Raw genomic sequence first — 21777 nt, forward strand, 5'->3', positions numbered from 1 at the left:
ATATGAGTGCTTTTCAATGAGGGGCATAGCGGAGAGAATCTGGGCCCAAATCTAACCAAGCCCGTCCAAGTGTCTGGTATTAGCTGGTAGAGTTTAAGTTTCTTTTAAATTGACTGATATGCAGTTTAAGTAGAAGTATATTTAAAGCTTGATTGAGATATTAAATATTCAAAGGGGAATTCATGAATTAAATTTTCACTTTAATCTGTTTGCTGGTTGTCGGTTCAAATGCTATCTCAGAGTCGATATGGTATCGTGGCGAAATTAATAGGATATGAACGTATGGCCAAGGAGATTTTATCGTCACCTTTGTCGGAAACACAGGGCTTAGTGATTGCAGGTATAATTACGCTTATTTTAATTCGGTGGACTTTCACCCTGAAATGCTTAAAAGTTCTCTATCGGTGGCGCTGTCAGCATATCATACAGGTGAGACGGTCGGTATTATCATTGATAAGGACCTAAATGATGATGCTTGCCATACGGCAGGCATTGACCTTAGAAAATATATAATAGATGTAGTAGTCAAGTCTGTATCACAGCATGTTGCAACCAAGCCTAACCGGATACAGAGGTAAGCAGATTTCTCAAATCCAATCTTATTATTGTATGTATCCAACGTGAACTGTAATAAATGACATGGGCTCTCACGTCTCTTGCAATACCTCTCCGTAATAAGTAGGGGGTTTCTCGTTAACCTCCTACTTTTTAGGATACCAAAAAACTCAAACCGTGTATTTCCCCAACTCAAAGATAGTCACACTTGACAGGTTACATCGATCTCTTTTGTTTTACTTCTAGTTGCCCTTTATTCGATTTCCTTTAAACTCCCGCATGATTTTCTATTCGACTCGATGTGAATAGAGCTACTTTTAATGTTGCTACTTGGCAGGTAAACGGATGCGCTTCGGGGTTGCTTTATATTTCTTCCTAATATTTCTTGTGAGTGTATCTGGCTATGCATCGGATGCAGCCGCCAATATCTCGGGTCCTACAACTAGCGCTACTGGTAGATACACATTAACTCACACAACCAAAGCCGAATACCTGAAAACTGGAATATTTTTTGCTGGCGGAGGGTCTAGTTACGGGTCTATTCCAGTTGGAAATGGCTCGACGGATATCTATACCAATGATAGTGGGATGTATACCTACAGCGCCCAAGCTGATGGGCCTTGTCTCTTGTATGACCCAACGACCCGTCGCTGTGAAGAGTATGGTGAACCACTTGTATATGGCAGCCATACTGTATATGTCACCATAACCCCAAATAAGCCTGCAAGTATCGGCTTTCAGTCTGATCTTTCCGGGCCAACGGGTTTCATTGATACTGATGGTAAATATACTTTGGTCTGGGGCACATCCAAACAAGACTCCCAAGACCCCTATGTAAGTGGTTATCAGTGGTGTCAAGAGAAAGATGGTGTGTGGCAGGCAGAAAGTTCTTGCCTTACTGTCGAGAATAATCGGCTCTCAATAGATTTTCCAACCACTACGGGTGCAATGCCATCTGGCAACTATAGATACAAAGTCCGAGCATTTGTAAGTGTTGGCCCTTATTATCAATATAGTGATTGGATAGTTTCCGATTCACTTGAGGTTAAACATTACCCTGAGGAACCTTATTGGCAAGAGCCTGGCGGTAATACTCTTCCCAGTACTAACTTTGCTTTAGGCTGGGGTATGGAAGACCCAGACTCCATTGATCACTATGAATTACGGTGGAGTGGGGACGGTATCAATTATTGGGAGATTCCTCTCAATAATGGATTGAATAGCGGAAACCCGGCTAAATTAACCTCCACGGAAGTTGATCTTGCCAATCTTATAAATCCAACAGTGCCTGAGACCCCTGATACTTTAGTACCCATCCTTGTGGATGATATTACAGTTTTTGTTCCAAAAAGTAGGGATGTAGAATACTTGGATTCCTACTGGTTCCAGGTAAGGGGTTGCAATACTTTAGGTTGCGGAAATTGGTCAACAAAGCAGTTGTCTGCGCCTGCAGCACCAGAACCCAAATTCTCATCAGATCTTCCCGACGAATTTTTCAAGACTGATCAAACCATTACCTGGGAGGACGTTGGGGCTAAAAGCTATCGGCTCAGACGTATGAAGAAGGGATGTGTTGAGAGTGAGCCCGGAAATAGCTGCTGGGAAATTGTATATTACACAACTTCCGTTTTTGAGTATTTCGTCGGAGGAGGAACACCGGGCACCTATCTTTATGAGCTAGAGGCTTGTAATGAGTTTGGAAAGTGTAGTTCTGTATCTAGTACCTGGATTAAGGTCCATAACCTCGCAAATGTAGATGGAGATCCGGCGGTGACCACTGAAGTTGTGGATACTCCGGGAAGCTTGGCCTACAGTGCAGATGTCAGTGCAACGGGTAATGCGATAGTTAAGGTTCCCCTGCAAGCCGCCCCCGGTGTTAATGGATTACAGCCAAACCTGTCTCTACATTACACCAGTGCCCGCTTCCAGAAGCGGATGACTGAAGCTCTACCGGAGGATTTTCTCGGCTATGGCTGGCGCCTGGGTGGTTTAAGTAAAATTCGTCGTTGTACAGTGAATAGGCCAAAGTACACCAAGATTCTTCTTGATGATACGGACTCACTGTGCCTGGATGGGGAGCCTCTGGTACTTGTCAGCGGTAATCACTGGCAAGAGGGAGCACAGTATCGCACATTACGCGATGGCTTCCGCTTAATTGAATTGCAAAAGACTGATAATGGGAAAGTCTGGTTTACGGTCAAGAGTCCTAATGGCTCCACTAGCGAGTACGGAGCTACACAAGACAGTCGCCTCAGAGGTGAGGAAACGACACATTTTGGCTGGACTTTAAACAAGATTACTGATGCGTTCGGCAATACGATGGAGTACAAATACCATCGCGATATTATTGAAGGCATTAACTACCCATTAGAAATTACCTACGGTAACCAGGGCGATGCAAAAATAGAGTTCCAGTACGGAACCCGAACAGATGCACCACCAGTTCCATTACAGGAGATTCCTCAAAAACAGCTGGTGCTGTTACACCATATCCGCGTGCATCTGGATGGTGTACTGCAGCGGGAATACAAGCTGATTTCAGAAGAAGAGCTTGCTGGAGAGCATTTCCGCCGCTTAAAGCAAGTGCAGTTATGCGCCTATAGTGAAGATGGTGATCGTCAGTGTTTAAAACCACTGGATTTCAAATGGGCCTTTGATGACTTGGCCCACTATGAAGATTTTGAAACTGGTATTGAACGCATCACTAACGGCCTTGACGCTCAAACTGAGTTTACCCTAAAAAGAATTTCCTCTAGTGCAGGGGAAAGAACAGTGGCTCCTTTTAACGAAGGTTCAGCCCTGTTTGGCCCTGACGGCTCTATTCCTGATGTAAGTCCAGTTACACCTAATGAGGATGAAAACTACCGTACCGTCGTTACCGAGGTAAAGCGCTCTAATGGTCATAACGGGGGTTGGCATACTACTGAGTATGCTTACCAAGGCTACGGTCTGAGTAGTGACAAAGGTTGGGGTTTTCTTGGTTATAGGGCTCAACGAATTTACGACACTGCGGCTGATATTGTTACTTACCGTCAGTACCGACAGGACTTCCCTTTCTTTGGAAAAATTGCACGCCAAATCCAGTATAAGACGGACTATCAGTTTGGTGAGATGCTGACCAATCAGCGCTTTAGTTACGATGCACTGGAGTTGAATTCTGGGGGTAATACTACTTACTTCCCTTATATCGCACAGAGAATCGATACCCTGCTGGAAGGTGATCAGCCACCGCTTGGATATGTGGTGAGTGACAGCGTTCCACAAGCCATGTCTTATGGTAATGCTGGCGACTTGTTGAGCGGAGCTGTAAATACGACTCGGGTGATCGAAACTACCCAAATCAATGATAGCCAGAGTATTTGGGGAGAGGCTCTGCCGATTTCGCAATACGGCAATGTCCGCCGCAGTATAGAGAGCACTACCGTACTGGATAACCGTGTTAACGGAAGTTGGTTGATAGGTTTCCCCAGTGCCAAAGAGCAACGTTATTTTAGTGGGGATACCTCTGGTACTCCCGACCAGCAATCCAGCAGCAGTATGACAGCCTATGGTAATACCAATAGGGTGAAAACGGCAGTCCAATACCCCGGCGATGCTAAATACCAGATGGAGGTGACTTATACCTACGATACTTACGGCAATGTGGCCAGTGAAAGCGCCAAAGGTAATGTAGATGCATCTACTAACAATGTGGACACACAAACCCGCAGTACTTCAGTAGTTGGCGACTTCCTTGATGGTCGCTATGCCACCAAACTGACCAATGCACTGCAGCACACGATTGAATTGAAGTATGACCCACGTTTTGGCAGCGTAAGCAAGATAACAGACCACAATGACCAGTCTACAAGGATTCAGTACGACCCCTTTGGTCGTGAGTCTTCGCGCACCAATACTGATAGGCTGAATACAGACAAGGTTAAGTTCGACAGCAAATACGACTTTTGCCATGGCAACTGTCCCGTAGTGAGCGAAGTGCAAGCGTCTTACTACGTGGAGACAACTTCGGACATTACCCCTGTAACAAAATATTACTATGACCAACTGGGCCGCTTGATACAGCAGGATACCAAGGCATTTTCCGGTGACTTCGTATCTCGCCGTGCAATTACGTATGACCCCCTAGGGCGTATGGATACTGAAACAGCCCCTTTCTTGGTTCCAGCTGAGGGAGGCTTTAGTGGAAGTAAGCCGATCACTCGTTACGAGTACGACCTGCGTAATCGCCTCGATTATATTCACAAGGCCGGTGGCGGCAGCGTAGATATAAACTACAGCGTCGTTAATGGCAGCAGTGGCAAAGAGGTTAAAGTTGAAGTCACTGAATCAGTGGTTGGAAATAGCGGTACAAATACGCAGGTGCAAGAGAGCTATTATGACCTCACCGGCGATCTGGCCCGTACTGTAGACGATGCCACCGGCACTGCCGTAACCACCGACTACACCTACTATGGCAGCGGTCTACCAAAAACTGTGCTGGTTAGCGGAGATACCCACGATATCGAGTCTAGCTTTGTATTTGACTATGCTGGCTTCCGTACCAGTCTCACCGATCCCAACATGGGCACAGTAACCAGTCGATATAATGCCTTTGGTGAGCTTGACCAGCAATCAGACAATAAGAATCAGAGCATTACCTATTTGTACGATAAGCTTGGTCGCTTGCTGGAACAGCGAGATGATGATGGTCTTGCTAAGTGGGAATACGATGCTACTAATTCGGTAGGTAGCTTGGCGAGCCGCAGTTATACCGAAAATGGCTCTCAGGTGTTTTTTGAGTCCTACACCTACAGGTATTCAGATGGCGAGCTGGATACTATCAATACTCAGCTGTTGGCTGGGGGAGTAAGCCGCAGCTACCAGCATCAATACGGCTACGATAGTTATGGCCGTATGAATAAAATGGTTTACCCCGGCGGGGTTGAAGCCCATTACCATTATAATGATCGCGGCTATGTACAGAGCCTCAGTAGAGATGCTGCCGGCAACAACCCCCTGCAAGCCTTTGACAGCATCAACGCCTGGGGACAGGTAGAGCGGGAGAGCTACGGCAACGGTCTGGTTACTAACCGCACTTACAATCCTAATACTGGGCGCTTGGAAACCATTAAAACCGGTGGCGGACAGGTTCAAAACAACGAGTACCGCTGGCGCACCAATGGCACCCTGGAAAGTCGCCTCAGTTACAGTGCCTCCCAGGCACTGCAGAAGCAGGAAGACTTTAGCTACGACGGCCTCAATCGCCTGCGCTACGCTACGATGCAAGTCGGTGGCGATCGCCAGCTCAGTACCCAGTACGATAAGCTGGGCAATATTCTGTCCAAGACCTCCAGTGTCAGTAACGACACCCAGGTAAGCGGCTACCAATACGGCGAGTTCGGCAATGCCGGCCCCAATGCGGTCAGTAGTGTCACCATTAATGACGTCTCCCACAGCCTGCACTACGATGCCAACGGCGCTATTGAACGCTATGATGCCGCCAGCGGCGACGACAAATGGATTAGCTGGAACGCACGGCAACTGCCCACGGAAATTGTGCTGGGCAGCAGCCAAAGTGATAGCACACCCACCGCCAGAGACCGCTTCCGCTATGGACCGGATGGCCAGCGCTTCTATCGCGAAAGCAGCTGGATGGAAGATGGCCAGCTCAAAACCGAGAAGGCCTTTATTGTGGGCAGCTATGAGGAGCAAATCCCCGCAGATGCCAGCATTCTCGCCATTGAAAAAACCACACTGGCTGGCAGTGTTCAACATATCGCCATTACGGATCTCACCGGCACCAGTGGAGAATATCAATACCTGCACCGGGACCACCTGGGCTCCATTGAGAAAATCACCGATGAAGCCGGTCTGGAGATCTTAAATCTCGCCTTTAACCCGGACGGCAGCCGCCGCCAGGGGGACTGGAGTGGGGACCTGAATCAGCAGCAACTCCAGGAGCTGCTGGCAATACAGGGCCTCACCACCAAGCGCGGCTACACCGGCCACGAGCATCTGGATAGAACCGGCCTGATCCATATGAATGGGCGTATCTATGACCCCACATTGGGCCGCTTTCTGAGTCCCGACCCGATTGTGCAGGCACCGAGCTACAGCCAGAGCTGGAACCGCTATAGCTATGTGTTTAATAACCCGTTGAGTTTTACTGATCCCAGTGGCTATGCGGCAACGGCATGGGATGAGAGGCCGCAGGAGAAAGATGATACCGCTGGATCGGGGCTTATGGACGAGGTTACAGTGTATGGTGATCCTTCAAGCAGCCCTACGGATATTTTTATTCCTTATGTATTTGATAGTAACGGGAAATTAACACCATCTAACCCCTTCAATAATGGTTTGAGGCCGAAGCTTCCAGCATCATTTATGGATGATAGTGAGGAAGAGGAAAGGGAGCAGGATGATTTCGACTGTAACAGCGATAAAGGGACTGGTTGTGTTTCTGTTACGGTTGATAAAAATGGCAATAATGCACAAAAGGGAGATTATGGTGTTTTTAGTGGTAATGCCTGCTCTCCATATTATGCTGGTTGCTACTATGCATATAAAGGTTTGTATGCAGGTGCAGGAGCTAGAAATGTTGCGACATTAAGGCAGCAGTATGTACAAAAAGTTAATGCTCTAGCTAGTAAGGCGGCTGAAATGCGTAAAGCTAGATTTTCAAGTGAGGATATTGCTAGAGCACTACACGCTGAGCGACGAGCATTGGGTATTAAGTATAAAAACCTTACTCCGCCCCATAAGCTTCAAAAGATTTATGCTCGGAATTTAGAGAGGTATGGAGATAAGCTCGGTCCGTCCATCGACTACCTCAGAGGGCGAGGTAAATCCTGGGACGATATTATTGAAAGTGCAACTAGAACTGGCGGTAAGGATTTAGGACTCTAGGAGGCAGAACATTGATTTGGTTACAGTCAAATGATAAGTACAATGAGTTAGCTGAATATGATCATGAAGAAGGTACGTTTACGATTGTGTTCCGCAATGGTCTAGGAGCAAAAATTCCAATAAAAACGGTTGGAACCTTTGCTATTTTGTCAACTGTATTTGTGGCACTTTATAAGTTTGGCCAAGAACTGTATGTTCGCGTTGGAGGCCAATGTATCCCCTTGACGGATGATGTGATAGTGACAGTGTGTGGCGAAGTGAATAGTAGACTATTAACTATCAAAAAGGCTGGGGTGGAAGTTACTTCTCTCAATTATACGTTGGATGTATCAAAGATAATTCCAGGCGACTCGACACCGTTTGTTGAAGATGAAGACTTTGATTTTGGATTGTTTGTATCCAATATCGCAACGAGCAGTAAACGAAAAAGAGTTCTTCTTGGACTAGATTAGTGGCTTAGTGCACAAAAGGCTCAGAAACTAAATTCAGGAAACCCATAAATTGAGGGGAAGGTGCTATCTGAGACGATGGTGCCACCTTGGTGACTGCTTCTTCTTGGATTGATACTAAGACGTAATGAAAGGGTCAAGAATTAGGTTTTGGATTCGAAAGTAAGGGTTTTCGGTAGAAACCAAGAGGAATGCAGGTAGCTAGGGTGGGGGGCAGAATCAGCAGGGCGTGGCAGAAAGGAAATGCCGGCAATCCCAATGCCGTGTACCCAGCATTTATTGAGCCGGGTACAGGCTTGTTGTACTGCTTCCACTGATCCCACCAAGCCTTTAAAGCGGCTTTCAAAATTTCGGTTGAGATAGAGCCAGTGTTTGGGTGAAATACCCAGCCGTTCGAGGATAGGAGGTGTGTTTTCGGCAATACACCCTCACTTCCTGGGGTCAAAGTGTCGACCGCTCCAATCGACTAACTCCAAATGGTGATCCAGCTGAAAGGGCAACCCTTTTGGCATATTCAGTAGTCCGTCTCCTGTCCCTTTTTAATGCGCCGATAAATCTCTTCACGGTGAACAGGCAGGGATTTAGGTGCGTTTATTCCTATCTTTACTTGATTCCCCTTAACTTCCAATACTGTGACCGAGACATTTGCTCCAATCCTTAAGTTTTCTCCAGTGCGGCGCTTTAAAATCAACATACTCATTTCCTATTGATACTTAAACAAGGGGTGGTCTTTCTTCGGTGGGAAAGATTGGGAGGTAACGTCTGAAGGAAATGAGAGGAGGTGCACGAGAACGGTAGGCGTAGAAGAAGAAAAGACGGGCGCAACGCTCCCAGAGCTTGGGGACACACTCCAAGCTGCTGAATCTACTCGACTTTATTGAAGACGAGCGGGTTTCTAGCGTATTATCCATTGAGCCATTTTGATAGTTTGGTTATCAATTTGGTTAGCTGGCCCCTGGTGTTCTCAGCACCTTGGGTCAGCGCCTTTTACTTACTCTTATGTCACGCTACCATTCTCCTCCGAGGGATTGGGCTTTTAAAAAACGCTTGGATCTCTTGAGTGTTGACTTATACAGCTCAACGTAATTGCGACCCAAATACCGATAAATATCTGTCAATTCTACGGAGCTTTGACATTAAAACAATCTTAATAAAATCCAATAAGATAATTTCCGCGCCTATATTTGTTGCGCTGTCGTTTAGAGTAAATTTTATTTCCCTCTAAAAATTGCGGGCTAAATTGACTCTTTTCCCTAGCTCCCAGGCTTGAGCTCAATAAAGAAAACATCAGTAATACAGCGGCTTGAAACTGTTTCCTTATGTATATAGAAAGCGTTTGATTGGCTTTGGAGATACGGCCTTCTGAGTGATAACACGCTTAAAATTTATGAGCATACTCTTCAAGGAAGTATCTCAAATCTAATAATATTGATCGATTTTCCTGGTGTTTTTTAAGAAAACTATTTGTTTTCTCCACGGATTAAAGTGCTTGTTTCCTTTCTGGGAATACCTGTCGTTACCGCATAACTAATGTTAGTGACTGTTTAAGAGGTTTAGTATCTGTAAGCGATTTTCAATTAAGGCAAACAAATTGACATTGCTGTCATTTTATTATTTTTATCTTCAATAATCCGTTTGCCCGGACTTTATAGGCCGTCAAATCTTCTTTGTTGGTACGTTCTTCTATAGAATCCGCCCCCTTTCACATTTTGCAACTCATAACTAACAGGAAGTGGGGTTTATGACTGTCTCTCGTCGTACGTTTGTCCAAGCTATGGGGCTTGCACTGTTAACACCGTTTACCGTTCGTTCTTTGGCTGCCAGCAGCAGTGAGACCTATGCGCGTTTTAATCTCGGTAGTAGCCCATTCAACTCTGAAATTGATAATGACGGCCTTGTCTTTGATCTATCCGTTGCCTCTGGAGATCCTAGCCAAACTGGTGTTGTACTTTGGACTCATATCAATCCGGCAGCGTACATATCTGGCCAAACTCTCTATATTGATGTGGCATTAGATGAAGGCTTTACCCAGCCGATTCTAAGTGCTGAGGTCAGTGCCGATGACATCACCGCCGATCGTGATTACACGGTGAATATTGACCTGGAAGGTTACTTATCACCCAACCAGAGATACTACTACCGCTTTAAGTACGGCAACCTTTGCAGCCGTACTGGTCGTTGCCACACGTTGCCAACTGGCAGCCTGGAAAGTATCAAGATGGCAGTGGTGACCTGCCAGGATTACACCACCGGTTATTACAACGCCTACAGCCACCTGGCGGATGAGGATGTCCACTGCGTGTTGCACCTGGGTGACTTTATCTATGAGTATGCGGAGTATGAAGGCTTCGAAGATTCTATTGTTCACTCCTTAGCCTTGCCTTCCGGTGGATCAGTGGCGATGAACCTGGAAGATTACCGCCATATCTATAAGGAATACCGTAAAGACAAGAACCTGCAGCGCGCAATGGAAATGCACTCGTTCATCATCACCTGGGATGATCACGAAACTGCGGATAATGCCTACTGGGACTACGACCGCGATACCCTGGGCGTACCATCTCACCCATACCAAACCGGGAATAATAACCCGGATCAGTTGCGCCAACTTCGCCGCGATGCCCAACAGGCCTGGATTGAGTATGTGCCTGCGCGGGTAAAAGTGAATGAGGCAGCCAGCCACGCTTTTGATTACCTGCAGATTTACCGCTCTTTCCAGTTTGGTGATCTGGTCGATCTCTATATGACCGACAGCCGTACCTATCGCACCAAAGAGCCTTGCAAGGACGGCACCGCCTGGGAAAATTACTGGTGCACCGACTATGAAAATGAATCCCAAACCATGCTTGGGAAAACACAGCGCGATTGGCTTATTGATGGCATAGTGAATTCATCTGCACGCTGGAAAGTTTGGGGCAACCAGACCTTGCTGGCGCAACTTGCCGGTACTGCATTGGGTCGTCCCCTGGTGTTTGCCAATTACGATGCCTGGGATGGGTACCAGTGGGAGCGCGAGAAAATTCTCTCCAGCATCAAAGACAGCAGTATCGATAACTTTGTTGTACTGACTGGCGATCTGCATTCCAGTATTACTTCGTATTTGAAAGTGAACTTCAATAATATCAACAACTGGAATTACGATAACCTGGTGGGCGTTGAGTTGATGACTCCCTCCATCTCCTCGCCAAACATGAACGATACGGTGGAGAAGGGCATTGATGTAGGTAGTGTGTTTACCTCCTTGCTAAACGGTGGAGTGCAGCTAAACAACCCACATATCAAGGACTTCGTCAGTAACATCTATGGATATGCGGTAATTGAGTTCAACCACAGTGAGCTGAACTGGACTGTTTATGACATTGATAAAAAGTCTGACAACCCGGCTGCCACAAAGAAAATTTACAAAGAGTTCAATTATGAGCCTGTGGGAATGTGGTTGACTGAAAAGTAACTCTTCTATCTAAAGCTTCTTTCCAGAATCACCACTCTTAAGAAGAGTGGTGATTCATTGATATTTACTTCTCATTAGTCCCCCTGCAATTGCCTTTCTTTTGTCGCTTCTAACCTTAACTTGCTATCTCACTGATAAGCATATCTTGGTTGATTAATGGTCGGCCGTAACCTATACACTCGGGAAGCTTATCGCCGGCACTCAGAATGCCTGCCAATCCAAAGCCACCGCTTAAAAGGAAATGATCGTGCTGCAAAAGGCATACCCTTACTATCTAGCTAATGAAGCCGTATTCGCCAATGAGGATCTAGAGGTCACCGATAAGTATTCAGGTGAGGTGGCAACCCGTGTAGCTATGGCGGATGCGAGAACTATAGACAGTGCGATCGATTGGGCGCTTCTAGCTGAGAAGCCTATGGCAAAGCTAGCTCCCTATCGCCGCCAGGAGGTACTTAATCACTGTGTTCAGCGCTTTCATGAGCGTTTCGAGGAACTGGCGGAGTCATTGTGCATTGAGGCTGGCAAGCCAATTCATGACTCCCGCGGAGAAGTTACGCGCTTGATCGACACTTTTCGGGTTGCCGCCGAAGAAACCGTACGTATCAATGGTGAGATTATCAATCTGGAGATTTCCAAGAACACCAGGGGCTACCGTGGTTTTGTCAAACGTGTACCGGTGGGCGCGTGCTCCTTTATCTCTCCTTTTAACTTCCCACTCAATCTGGCGGCCCATAAGGTGGCACCGGCCATTGCCTCGGGTTGCCCCTTTGTATTGAAACCGGCGAGCCGAACACCGATAGGCGCACTGATAATCGCAGAAATCCTGGCCGAGACCGACCTGCCCAAAGGGGCTTTTTCTGTGCTGCCCTGCCACCGGGAAGGTGCAGACCTCTTTACCGTGGATGACCGCTTCAAGCTGCTCAGTTTTACAGGTTCGCCCGCTGTGGGCTGGGACCTAAAGGCCAGGGCAGGGCGTAAGAAGGTGGTATTGGAACTGGGTGGCAATGCCGCTTGTGTTATCGATGAAAATACAGACTTAGATGACGCTTTGCAGCGTCTGATCTTTGGTGCCTTCTATCAATCTGGGCAGAGTTGTATTGGCGTACAGCGTATCTATGGGCATAAAAGCTTGTATGAAGAGCTGAAACAGCGCTTAGTGGAGAAGACGCAAAAGCTTAAGAAGGGGGATCCGAAAGACGAAGGGACTTTTATTGGTCCGATGATCTCCGAGGGGGAGGCAAAGAGACTGCACGGATGGGTTGAAGAAGCAATTAATGACGGAGCCACACTTCTGTGTGGCGGTAGCCGTGATGGCGCCATGCTCGATCCAACTCTATTGGAAGGTGTGCCTCACGAATGCTCAATAGTCCAACAGGAAGCCTTTGGCCCTGTAGCAGTACTGGAGCCCTTTGATGATTTCGATGAGGTCCTTGAACGAGTCAACGATAGTGCCTTTGGTTTGCAGGCGGGGATCTTCACCAAAGACTTATATCGAGCACAGAAGGCCTGGGATACCTTGGAAGTAGGGGGCGTTGTTATTGGTGATGTGCCCAGCTGGCGTGTGGACAACATGCCTTATGGCGGGGTAAAGGACTCAGGCCTCGGCCGTGAAGGTGTACGTTGGGCAATCGCCGATATGACAGAAGAGCGCTTGATGGTGGTGCGAACGCCTTAAGAGGGCTCAAACCTATTAACTTTGCGATTCTGAATTTTGAAGATTGTATATAACTGGGTTTCTCGTTTTAAAAACATTCCCTGAGTGCCTTTGTGCTTCGATAAATACGTTGCTTTTGAGTGCGTTTTTCTCTTCATGACTAAAAGACTCTTTGATCGATTTGATTATTTCTTTGGTCTGCACCCTATACAGAACAGTTTTATTGTATTTGAAGAAACATATAGGAAATTCACAGTAATTGCAGTAGCTGTAGTTCTCGAAACTGTATTTACTTAAACAAAATTGGAAATATCTCTATGCCAAAAAACCTAAAATCAAGAAGGCGCAGTGGAATATATTTTATAGCCTGGAGTGCAGCCCTGATCTTGGTAGTCGGTTATGTTTCTCCCTCATTTGCCAAAACCGAGGTAACACTCAATGATTTTTATCGTCCATTCGATCTTTCTGAAATCAATCAGAATAATATGCAAAGTTGGCCTTACTATAGATATACGTCCATGCATTGGGATGAGTATGGTATTTTCGGTACAGTACATATCATGGAGGCAGAAAAACCCGCCAAGCTGGAAGTCGTTAAAGAGCCCTTTAATATAAGTTTGGATATTCGTAAGGGATGGCCTTTCGTTGAGTCTCTAACTGCGACGCAAACCAAAGGTTTCCTGATTATGAAGGATAATCAAATTATTGGAGAGTTTTATGATAATGGGCTAGATCACAATCAAACTCAGCTTTTGCAGTCTTCTTCTAAAACTTACGCAGGGGTCATTATTTCAAAGCTGATTGATGAAGGTAAGATCGACCCTAATCAGTCGATTGAAAGCTATCTACCTGATTTTGCCGGTTCAAAAATTGGCAAAGCCAAAGTCCAAGAAGTACTTGATATGACCTCCGGCCTGCTGCCCGCTACGGATTATCATGTGCCCGGAGGTGAAGCCTTCTTATTTGAGATCGAACAAGGACTAAAGCCAGGCAAACCAACGGGACATCGTAATGCTATCAGGAACGCTAAGGTCCAGAATAAACCGGGTGAGGTATATACTTACAATGATAAAAATACCGATTTACTGGCCATACTAGCAGAGGAAGTTTCAGGGCACCCATTCAACAAGCTTCTTTCGGATCTCTTTAATGACTTTGGAGCAAATAGTTCTGGCTCCATTGCCTTAACGGTTGATGGAACTGCTAGTCCTTCCTATGGTATCAGTACCACCCTGCGCGACTATGCACTTTTTCATCAGTGGATCGCCCAGGGCAAGGCTCCAAAGAGTTTCTATGATTCTGTAAAGAATCTTGACAAAGACCTTCTTGGAAAATCAGAAAGTGGCAAGTCGCTTGCTAATGCACTGGGAACGCCTGTGGCATATGGTTCTCAAGCCTGGTATTTACCAGAATACAATGTCATCTACACTGCGGGTTCCTATGGGCAGTATGGGTTTAGTGATCTCAATAGTGGAATGTCTGTGGTCTTTATGCAGGACTGGGAAGACAATGCTGTACCCCCAAAATTAGTTGAAACAGTGGAACGTGCTAAATTCCTTATTAATCAGCTAGGAAAACAAAATGATTCTTAGCACAAGATTCATGTATGAACAATTCTTCACGCTTCAATTGATAATAATCTTGGAAAGACTGACAGGGCTCGTTGAGAGTATATCTAACTCTATTTTTTTAAGAATAGGTCAGGTTAAAATCAGTACTTCAACTGGACTGCTTAATATTAATTTAAATATAAAGTTATCAGTGTAAATCAAACTGAGATTGTAATTGTTACATTATGTGGTGTTTGTGTTGGTTTGGTTTTAGTGCTTCAGACTTGATCTGACAGTTATCATTTTTCATGTGATGGTCCGCCAGCTCAAGTCTGAATTAATCCAACATAGTGATACGAGATGCAGTCAGGCTATAAGATGAGTCATCCTATCAGTTGCCACACGCGCCTCTTCTCGCTTAGCTATTTATGCTAATCCTTATTCTCAAGTTGGTAGAGGAGCAGATTCATCGACAAGTTTTTCTTGACGTAGTTCTTGCCATAGTGTCTCTGGAATATTGGTTTCGAGAGCCTCAACATCCTCTTTGATCCTGCTAGGTTTACTCGCACCTGGTATAACTGCAGCTATAGCCGGATTAGCCAGAACAAACTGCAATCCAATAGCCTTAGTGCTGACTCCATACCTATCACCAATTGCTTTGATTTTAGAAACTTTCTGAACTATGTGCTTTGGTGCTGGCGCGTACTCAAAATTTGGTCCCCCAACCAAGGCTCCTGAACTATAAGGACCTCCGGCCACGATACTGAGGTCGCGTTCTATAACCTGGGGTATAACTCTCTGAAGAGCTCGAGAATGATCCAACAGGCTGTAGCGGCCAGCTAGTAAGAAGCCATCGGGGCGAGGTTCCTCAAGATCAAGAAGTATCTCAATCGGCTCCACTCGGTTTACTCCCAGGCCCCAGGCTTGAAGTACGCCTTCATCACGCAGTTTATCAAGAGCCCTGAAAGCACCTTTTCTCGCGCTTTCAAATATGCCAAGCCATTCGTCACCATAGAAATCCTGGGCTACATCGTGAACCCATGCAATCTCAATATGATCGGTTTTTAAGCGCTTGAGGCTATCTTCTATCGAGCGCATTGTTGCATCGTATGAATAGTCATTAACTATCTTATTGGGGCGGCCATACTTGAAAATATCACGCTTATCTCCAAGTTCTCTGCTGCCACTATCTTCAACTTCATCCAATATCAAGCGGCCAACTTTGGTGCTGATTACATAGTCTTCGCGTGGGAATCCAGATAGCGCCTCACCCATGCGAATCTCGGCGAGTCCGGCCCCATAGAAAGGGGCATTGTCAAAGTATCTGATGCCGCAATCCCAGGCTGACTCTACAGTTGCCAAGGCCTCAGATTCTGGAATCTGGCGAAACATATTGCCAAGAGGTGCAGTACCAAAACCGAGTTTACTGGGTAAAAGATTTCTCAATTTCACTTTGAACTCCCATCGATCAAATTCATAAATTTTGAAGGTTTTGACTAATTGGCCAGCCTGTTAAGAGTCCCAGACTAACCTGCTACTCCGCTTAACCATGCAATCTGTAAAGCGCTTCTGATTACTAGCACTTGTGCGACAGCAGTCAACGGCAGTGGCTTGAGGGGCTAGTCTGCTCTAGTTGCTTTTGATGAAAAAGCCGTCTATAAGCAATAGACTATTGATTTGGAGTCAACAATGAAGATCACCCTTCAAGAATTGCAGGTATTTACCACTGTGGTAGATACGGCTTCGATCACTTCGGCTGCCGAAAGGCTAGAGCAGACTGTATCTGGGGTAAGCCGTGCACTCGCCCGCTTGGAGAGTAAACTGGAAGCGACATTGCTTCAGCGCACTACACGGCGTTTGAAACTCACTGAAGAAGGGCAGGCTTTCCTTAAATATGCACGGGATATTCTCATCTCAGTGGAGGAGGCTGAGGAGCAAATGGCGGCTCGTCAAAAGCAGCCCTCAGGTCTTCTGCGTATAGACGCTGCCACACCATTTATGCTGCATGTAATAGCACCATTGATAAATAGCTTTCGTGCTAAATTTCCCCAGATAGAGCTGGAGCTAAACAGTAATGAGGGAATAACTGATTTGATAGAGAAGCGAACTGATGTGGCATTTCGTATTGGGAAACTTCAGGACTCAACATTACATGCCCGCCCAATAGGGACTAGTAAAGTCCGAATACTTGCTAGCCCTGGCTATTTACAACAGCATGGTACTCCAGAGAGTGCAGAAGAACTTGGCCAACACGTATTACTTGGTTTTACAAAGCCCGAATCCCTTAACAAATGGCCGCTTTATGAACGAAGCGGAGATAAACTGCAGGTTAAGCCAACGATGGCTTCATCTAGTGGGGAAACTTTACGGCACTTAGCCCTCTCAGGTGCAGGGATCGTTTGCTTATCTGATTTTATGACTCAGAGGGATCGTCATGCTGGGCGATTGGTGCAGCTATTCTCAGATCAAACCTTAGAAGTCAAACAATCCATTAATGCAGTTTATTACCGTAACACCGCGCTTTCATTACGAATTACCAGTTTTATCAACCATATTGTTGAAGAACTGGGTAAGCAACCATTTGATAAGGTTTAACCGCAGACACCCTTACTTAACACTCAAATAATCCACGGATTCCCAAAATACATAGTGCACCGGGTATTATCTATAGTTGTTAACAGTAATTAGACTTCTGATATTGGTGGTTGCTTGTTAAAGTGACATATTGCTACGTTACCGCTGGCGACTATTTTTTGTACGATAAAGATTGGTTTGAAGATTGAGCCATTGGCATGGCTCATTAAAAGCCAAAATTCAGAATTCCATTATAGTCTGCTAGGTAATTTTGATGACTATGTATGGCGTGTTGAACCAGTCCTCTATTGTCTATTTGATAAATAGCTGCACCACATTGATTACAAAAACCATATTCTTTTACTGGCCCAGACTCAAAAGAGTAAGTATTGAGCCGCTTTGATGGATCTTCAATCATTGCTGGATTTGAAGCCTCAACAAAGCTTATTCCGCGACCTGTCTTTGAAGAGATTGAGCTATTGAAAAGTTTGTAATGGATGGCCCCACAGTGACAAGTTAAGTTGTTCATCGATTTATCTCCGGAGTGGATTGGTATGGGTTTAGAGTTTACTATTTGGCAGGTCTCGATAAAGATTATCAGCAGAAAGTCATAATTAGCTTTAAGGAAACAGTCGGTGCGGCGGGAATATGATAAGTACCACTTGATTAGTGTCTTTTGTGCCGTAGTGGATCATGGCTCCCTAAGTAAAGCTGCTAGCCACTTGGGATTATCAGCGCCAACTGTGAGCAAGACATTGGTACAGTTAGAGAAAGTGTTGGGCCAGGTGTTGTTGAACCGAACTACCAGAGCACTTTCTCTTACAGAAGCAGGCAGGCTTGTATACCAGAGCGGCCAGAAGATACTCAGTGCATTTACTGACCTGGAAGATCAGGTCGCTGAGGTTGGTAGTCTTGATCGTGGTAAGTTACGCATTACTTTCCCTGAAACCATAGGGAAAACTGTGTTTAGCAAGATCTGCAATGATTTCCAAAAAGAGTACCCTGACTTTAGTCTCGAGTTAATTTTTACTCCCTTTCTCATGGATATGATTGAGGATGATATTGATATAGCCTTTCGCGTATCTGAATCATTACCAGATAGTCAGTTTTTTTCTCTACCACTACTCAATATATATCCTGTATTCGTGGCATCACCCGAATATTTAGCGAAAAATGGGTGCCCGTATTCAATAGGCGAACTCAGTCAACACAACATATTGTTGACGAGGCTAAATGGCCTTGAAGATGGATGGTTGATTGATGGGAAATATTACCAATTCAAGGGCAACTTAATTTCCAATGAAACTTACCATACCCGCTCTGCGGCATTGAATGGTAATGGTATAGCTATTTTACCCTCTTATTTCTGTAAGAAAGATATTGAAAGAGGCAGATTAATAGAGTTACTCCCTGAACTGGAAAGAAAAGATAAAACGGTAGGAGCCCTGTACAAAGTGAAACGTAAAGGTTCTAAGAAAATTGATATTTTTTTGAGTTTTGTGGAATCCAAACTGCAAGAGTCAGATGTAACCATGTGTTAAAAATAGTAAGCCTGGTAGTATATTAGACCGATGTTGCTTCTTGTTTAACTGTTATCAGGAGCTGGCTTTCTGAGTGGGTATGCGATTTACATCTGTTTCAGGGAAGAAATTTTGCCAGACAACCCAGTAAGCTTCAGATTTCATCGTTTCAACGCGTTCTAACTTCCCCACGTTACTCTCTCCGCCGAACTGTACATTAGAGATCTGGCTACCATTGTCATTATAATATGCACCAACGCTATCGAGGTCTGAATGGTAAACGATAACAATATCCCGGCCACCGATTTCTACGTTTAATAGTCCACCATGATCCTTAATGAAATCTTTTGTATAAGCTACATAGTCTTCGCCGATATTAACACCGTAAATTTTAGTTTTATTCGGCAACCTATTATCAAATTTCTTAATGGTAGGAAACGCAGGTTCCTCTTTTTTAGCTTGATCTGAGATTGCGTGAGTGAAGATCATATGCATCAGGCGATCGAAGATGGCTAAAAAGGGGTTGTCGGTAAAATTTGGTATTGGGTTCAGAAATATTTTCCCATTGGGAAACGCTTTCTCAAAAGCCCACAACGGCATCCGATAGCTGGGCCATTCGGGCATCCTCGGCCCTTTAGGGCCTGCATCTTCACGGGTGCCCCAAAACTGCTGAATTGGCTGCCCGGTTTTTTTATCCCACATCACCAAATTATTCTCGATCTGGGTCATAACACCTAAATCCAGGGCTTCCCCATCAATTTCGGGTGTGTAGGCAATTCCCATATTAGTCAGGCCACAATAGGTCATTACCACATTTTCACCAGCTAGCCCTTCCTTTGTACCGGCCACATGTGGCCGAAGAATGTGATCATCAGGGTGACCTCTAGCTTCGCCGTTAGCGTCAATTACTATCAGGCTGGTATCCGGGGATAGGTTCTCTTGGGCCTCAGCTATGGAAAAATAGCGCGCATTATGTTGTTGCGCGCGCATCATAATAGAGGGGTTGATATACCCAGAGTAGAAGGCGAAAGCAGACAGGGCACTGATGATCCAGAAAATGACATCAGAGCCAGCGCCAGAAAACCATAGCGTCAGTGCTGATACCAACCATAATATCCCTGCGGCAGTAGCAATCTTGTGCCTCCGATAGAAGGTCCACATTGTCGCTTTACGAGGAGTTTGCACAATCCACTGGCTAAGATCTGCGAGGTCGCGAAACAGACGTAGGCTTAGATAAAGGCAACCCAGTAATGATAACCAGTGGATACACTGAATAAGAAAGGCCATGGATAAAGTCCCTGACTAAACCATCAGAATACCTGGCAGAACACCTCGTCGAAAAACAGGATGACTCTGCCTGACAATCCCTGAATCACTAGGGTAGTAGAGGAGCAGGCATTAAGCGCGGGGCTTTGTGGGCACTGGTGTTCTCACAGTACCCTGCGATTATGATCGCTCCAGTTGATTGAATGCAATGCCTGGTAAAAAGACCTATCGTGGAGGTGAATTGCATCTTCCTTCGTGAGATTTCCATTGCCAAAATACCTGGGACATCTCCAGCAGCACCAGCGACCGTAGTTTTAGTGCCTGCTACCATCGGTGTAGCAATGCGTTCTTCTACTTATGTTGACTAGTAACGTGCCGCCGGCCTATAAAAGCATCATTCAATTATGTTAAATGAATTATCCTCGAATACGCCGTACCCGGAATTTACGCCCCTTCAGCTTTCCGTTTTCAATTTTCTTTAGTGCTTGTGCTGCCACATTGCGTTTAATCGCAATATAAGCCGTCTGATCCAGCACGTTTATCTTGCCAACATCTTTTCCATTTATCGGACGATCGCCGCCGGTCAGCGCACCCAGGATATCGCCGGGGCGAACTTTCTGTTTCTTGCCGCCATCGATCTGCAGGGTAGCCATCGGTGCCTGGAAAGGAGGTTCACTCAATATGCTGGCTGGTGGTGGTGTATCTGGGTCGGATAGTGGGTCCTGGGTTAGTTCCATACGAACCAGTTTGTGGCCTTCCTTCTCCGCAAAAAAGGAGTAAGCGCAACCGCGCTCACCGGCACGGCCGGTTCGTCCGATGCGGTGGGTGTGCACTTCCGGATCTTTGGCGATATGAAAGTTGATAACGGCATCCAGCTTGTCGATATCCAGGCCGCGTGCCGCCACATCGGTAGCTACTAGGATTGAGGCGCTGCCATTGGCGAAACGAATCAGCGTTTCGTTACGTTGGCGCTGTTCCATATCACCATGGAGGGCAAGGACATTAAAACCTGCCTGTTTCAGGTTATCGGCCACCTCATCGGTTTCACGTTTGGTATTACAGAAAACCAGAGTATTGATCGGCCGATCATTCAGTAGAATACGGCGGGTCATCTCCAGCCGATCGTCGAAACTCTCAGTTCGGTAAAAACGTTGCTCGATTACCTCATCACTGTGCGCAGAATCAACCTTAACCATCACTGGTTTTTGCATCACACGCGCGCTGAGCCGTTCGATTTCATCGGGATAGGTGGCGCTGAATAGTAACGACTGCCGTCCAGTAGGCACCTGCGCCAGAATAGTATCGATAACTTCCTGAAATCCCATATCGAGCATCCGGTCAGCCTCGTCAAAGACCAGCGTATCGACATGCTCTAAGGAGAGTGTTCCCTTGCGCAAGTGCTCTTCGATACGCCCCGGAGTACCAACGATGATATGGGCACCATGTGTGAGGGAGCCAATCTGTGGGCCGAAAGGCATGCCGCCGCAGAGAGTGAGAATCTTAATGTTGTGAATTGCCCTCGCCAGTCGGCGCAGTTCATGGGCAACCTGGTCTGCCAGCTCACGTGTCGGACACAGGATCAGCGATTGAACCCGAAACCGGCCGACATTGAGCCGTTGCAGCACCCCCAAACCGAAAGCCGCAGTTTTTCCGGAACCGGTTTTTGCCTGGGCGATAACATCTTTGCCATCCAGCATGATCGGGAGCGTCTTGGCCTGAACCTCGGTCATGGATTTGTAGTTGAGTGACGCCAGGTTTTTCAGCAGGGCGGGGTTTAGGGGGAGGTCGGAAAAAGGTGTGGTCAAGGTAAATCCTGGAGTCGTTAAATGTCAAATAGGCGCATTACACAAGCAGCCGGTAAAGTGAATTTCAC

Annotated in this window: 12 protein-coding genes; 7 read left to right on the plus strand and 5 right to left on the minus strand. The window is 46.0% G+C overall.

Translation table 11 applies throughout. The features are described from left to right. Positions 1 to 900 precede the first annotated feature (900 nt). Positions 901 to 7440 carry an RHS repeat-associated core domain-containing protein gene (locus tag ACJJJB_RS07945; protein ID WP_445366008.1) on the plus strand — a complete coding sequence of 2180 codons (6540 nt, stop codon included), beginning with the start codon at positions 901 to 903 and terminating at the stop codon, positions 7438 to 7440. Positions 7441 to 7451: 11 nt separating this feature from the next. Next, a complete protein-coding gene (locus ACJJJB_RS07950; RefSeq protein ID WP_445366009.1) occupies positions 7452 to 7892 on the plus strand; it encodes a hypothetical protein in 441 nt (146 codons plus the stop codon). A 511-nt stretch (positions 7893 to 8403) separates the two neighbouring features. On the opposite strand, the gene csrA is transcribed toward ACJJJB_RS07950, so the two are convergent. Further along, positions 8404 to 8583 (minus strand): carbon storage regulator CsrA, encoded by a 180-nt coding sequence (gene csrA, locus ACJJJB_RS07955; protein WP_445366010.1) that lies wholly within the window; start codon positions 8581 to 8583, stop codon positions 8404 to 8406. Between the two features lie 1047 nt (positions 8584 to 9630). On the opposite strand from csrA, the gene ACJJJB_RS07960 reads away from it, so the two are divergent. The 3 genes from ACJJJB_RS07960 (at position 9631) to ACJJJB_RS07970 (ending at position 14586) form a co-directional block, all read left to right on the plus strand. Next, positions 9631 to 11340, plus strand: coding sequence for an alkaline phosphatase D family protein (locus ACJJJB_RS07960; RefSeq protein ID WP_020415417.1), 1710 nt, complete (start codon positions 9631 to 9633; stop codon positions 11338 to 11340). Positions 11341 to 11581: 241 nt separating this feature from the next. Continuing rightward, the gene (locus tag ACJJJB_RS07965; RefSeq protein ID WP_445366011.1) at positions 11582 to 13015 is read left to right on the plus strand and encodes an aldehyde dehydrogenase family protein; all 1434 of its coding nucleotides are present in this window, start codon (positions 11582 to 11584) and stop codon (positions 13013 to 13015) included. A 296-nt stretch (positions 13016 to 13311) separates the two neighbouring features. Next, complete coding sequence (locus ACJJJB_RS07970) at positions 13312 to 14586, plus strand: serine hydrolase domain-containing protein (RefSeq protein ID WP_020415419.1); 1275 nt, start codon at positions 13312 to 13314, stop codon at positions 14584 to 14586. Between the two features lie 402 nt (positions 14587 to 14988). Here ACJJJB_RS07970 and ACJJJB_RS07975 read toward each other — a convergent pair whose 3' ends face one another. Further along, positions 14989 to 15996: an aldo/keto reductase gene (locus ACJJJB_RS07975; protein ID WP_445366012.1), complete on the minus strand. Its 1008-nt coding sequence runs from the start codon at positions 15994 to 15996 to the stop codon at positions 14989 to 14991. A gap of 237 nt (positions 15997 to 16233) precedes the next feature. On the opposite strand from ACJJJB_RS07975, the gene ACJJJB_RS07980 reads away from it, so the two are divergent. After that, entirely contained in the window at positions 16234 to 17139 is a 906-nt protein-coding gene (locus ACJJJB_RS07980; RefSeq protein WP_445366013.1) for a LysR substrate-binding domain-containing protein, read from the plus strand. A gap of 205 nt (positions 17140 to 17344) precedes the next feature. Here ACJJJB_RS07980 and ACJJJB_RS07985 read toward each other — a convergent pair whose 3' ends face one another. Beyond that, positions 17345 to 17647 carry a hypothetical protein gene (locus ACJJJB_RS07985; protein ID WP_445366014.1) on the minus strand — a complete coding sequence of 101 codons (303 nt, stop codon included), beginning with the start codon at positions 17645 to 17647 and terminating at the stop codon, positions 17345 to 17347. Positions 17648 to 17753: 106 nt separating this feature from the next. Between ACJJJB_RS07985 and ACJJJB_RS07990 the strand changes: the two genes are divergently transcribed. Beyond that, on the plus strand, positions 17754 to 18659 hold the full coding sequence (locus ACJJJB_RS07990) for a LysR family transcriptional regulator (RefSeq protein ID WP_444901603.1): 906 nt from the start codon (positions 17754 to 17756) through the stop codon (positions 18657 to 18659). Positions 18660 to 18713: 54 nt separating this feature from the next. Here the strand turns inward: ACJJJB_RS07990 and ACJJJB_RS07995 are convergent, their stop codons facing one another. Then, positions 18714 to 19925, minus strand: a complete 1212-nt coding sequence (locus tag ACJJJB_RS07995; RefSeq protein ID WP_444901602.1) for a DUF3179 domain-containing (seleno)protein — start codon at positions 19923 to 19925, stop codon at positions 18714 to 18716. Between the two features lie 395 nt (positions 19926 to 20320). Next, positions 20321 to 21709, minus strand: coding sequence for an ATP-dependent RNA helicase DbpA (gene dbpA, locus ACJJJB_RS08000; RefSeq protein WP_282950589.1), 1389 nt, complete (start codon positions 21707 to 21709; stop codon positions 20321 to 20323). Positions 21710 to 21777 lie beyond the last annotated feature (68 nt).

This window comes from Microbulbifer variabilis (assembly GCF_052468405.1).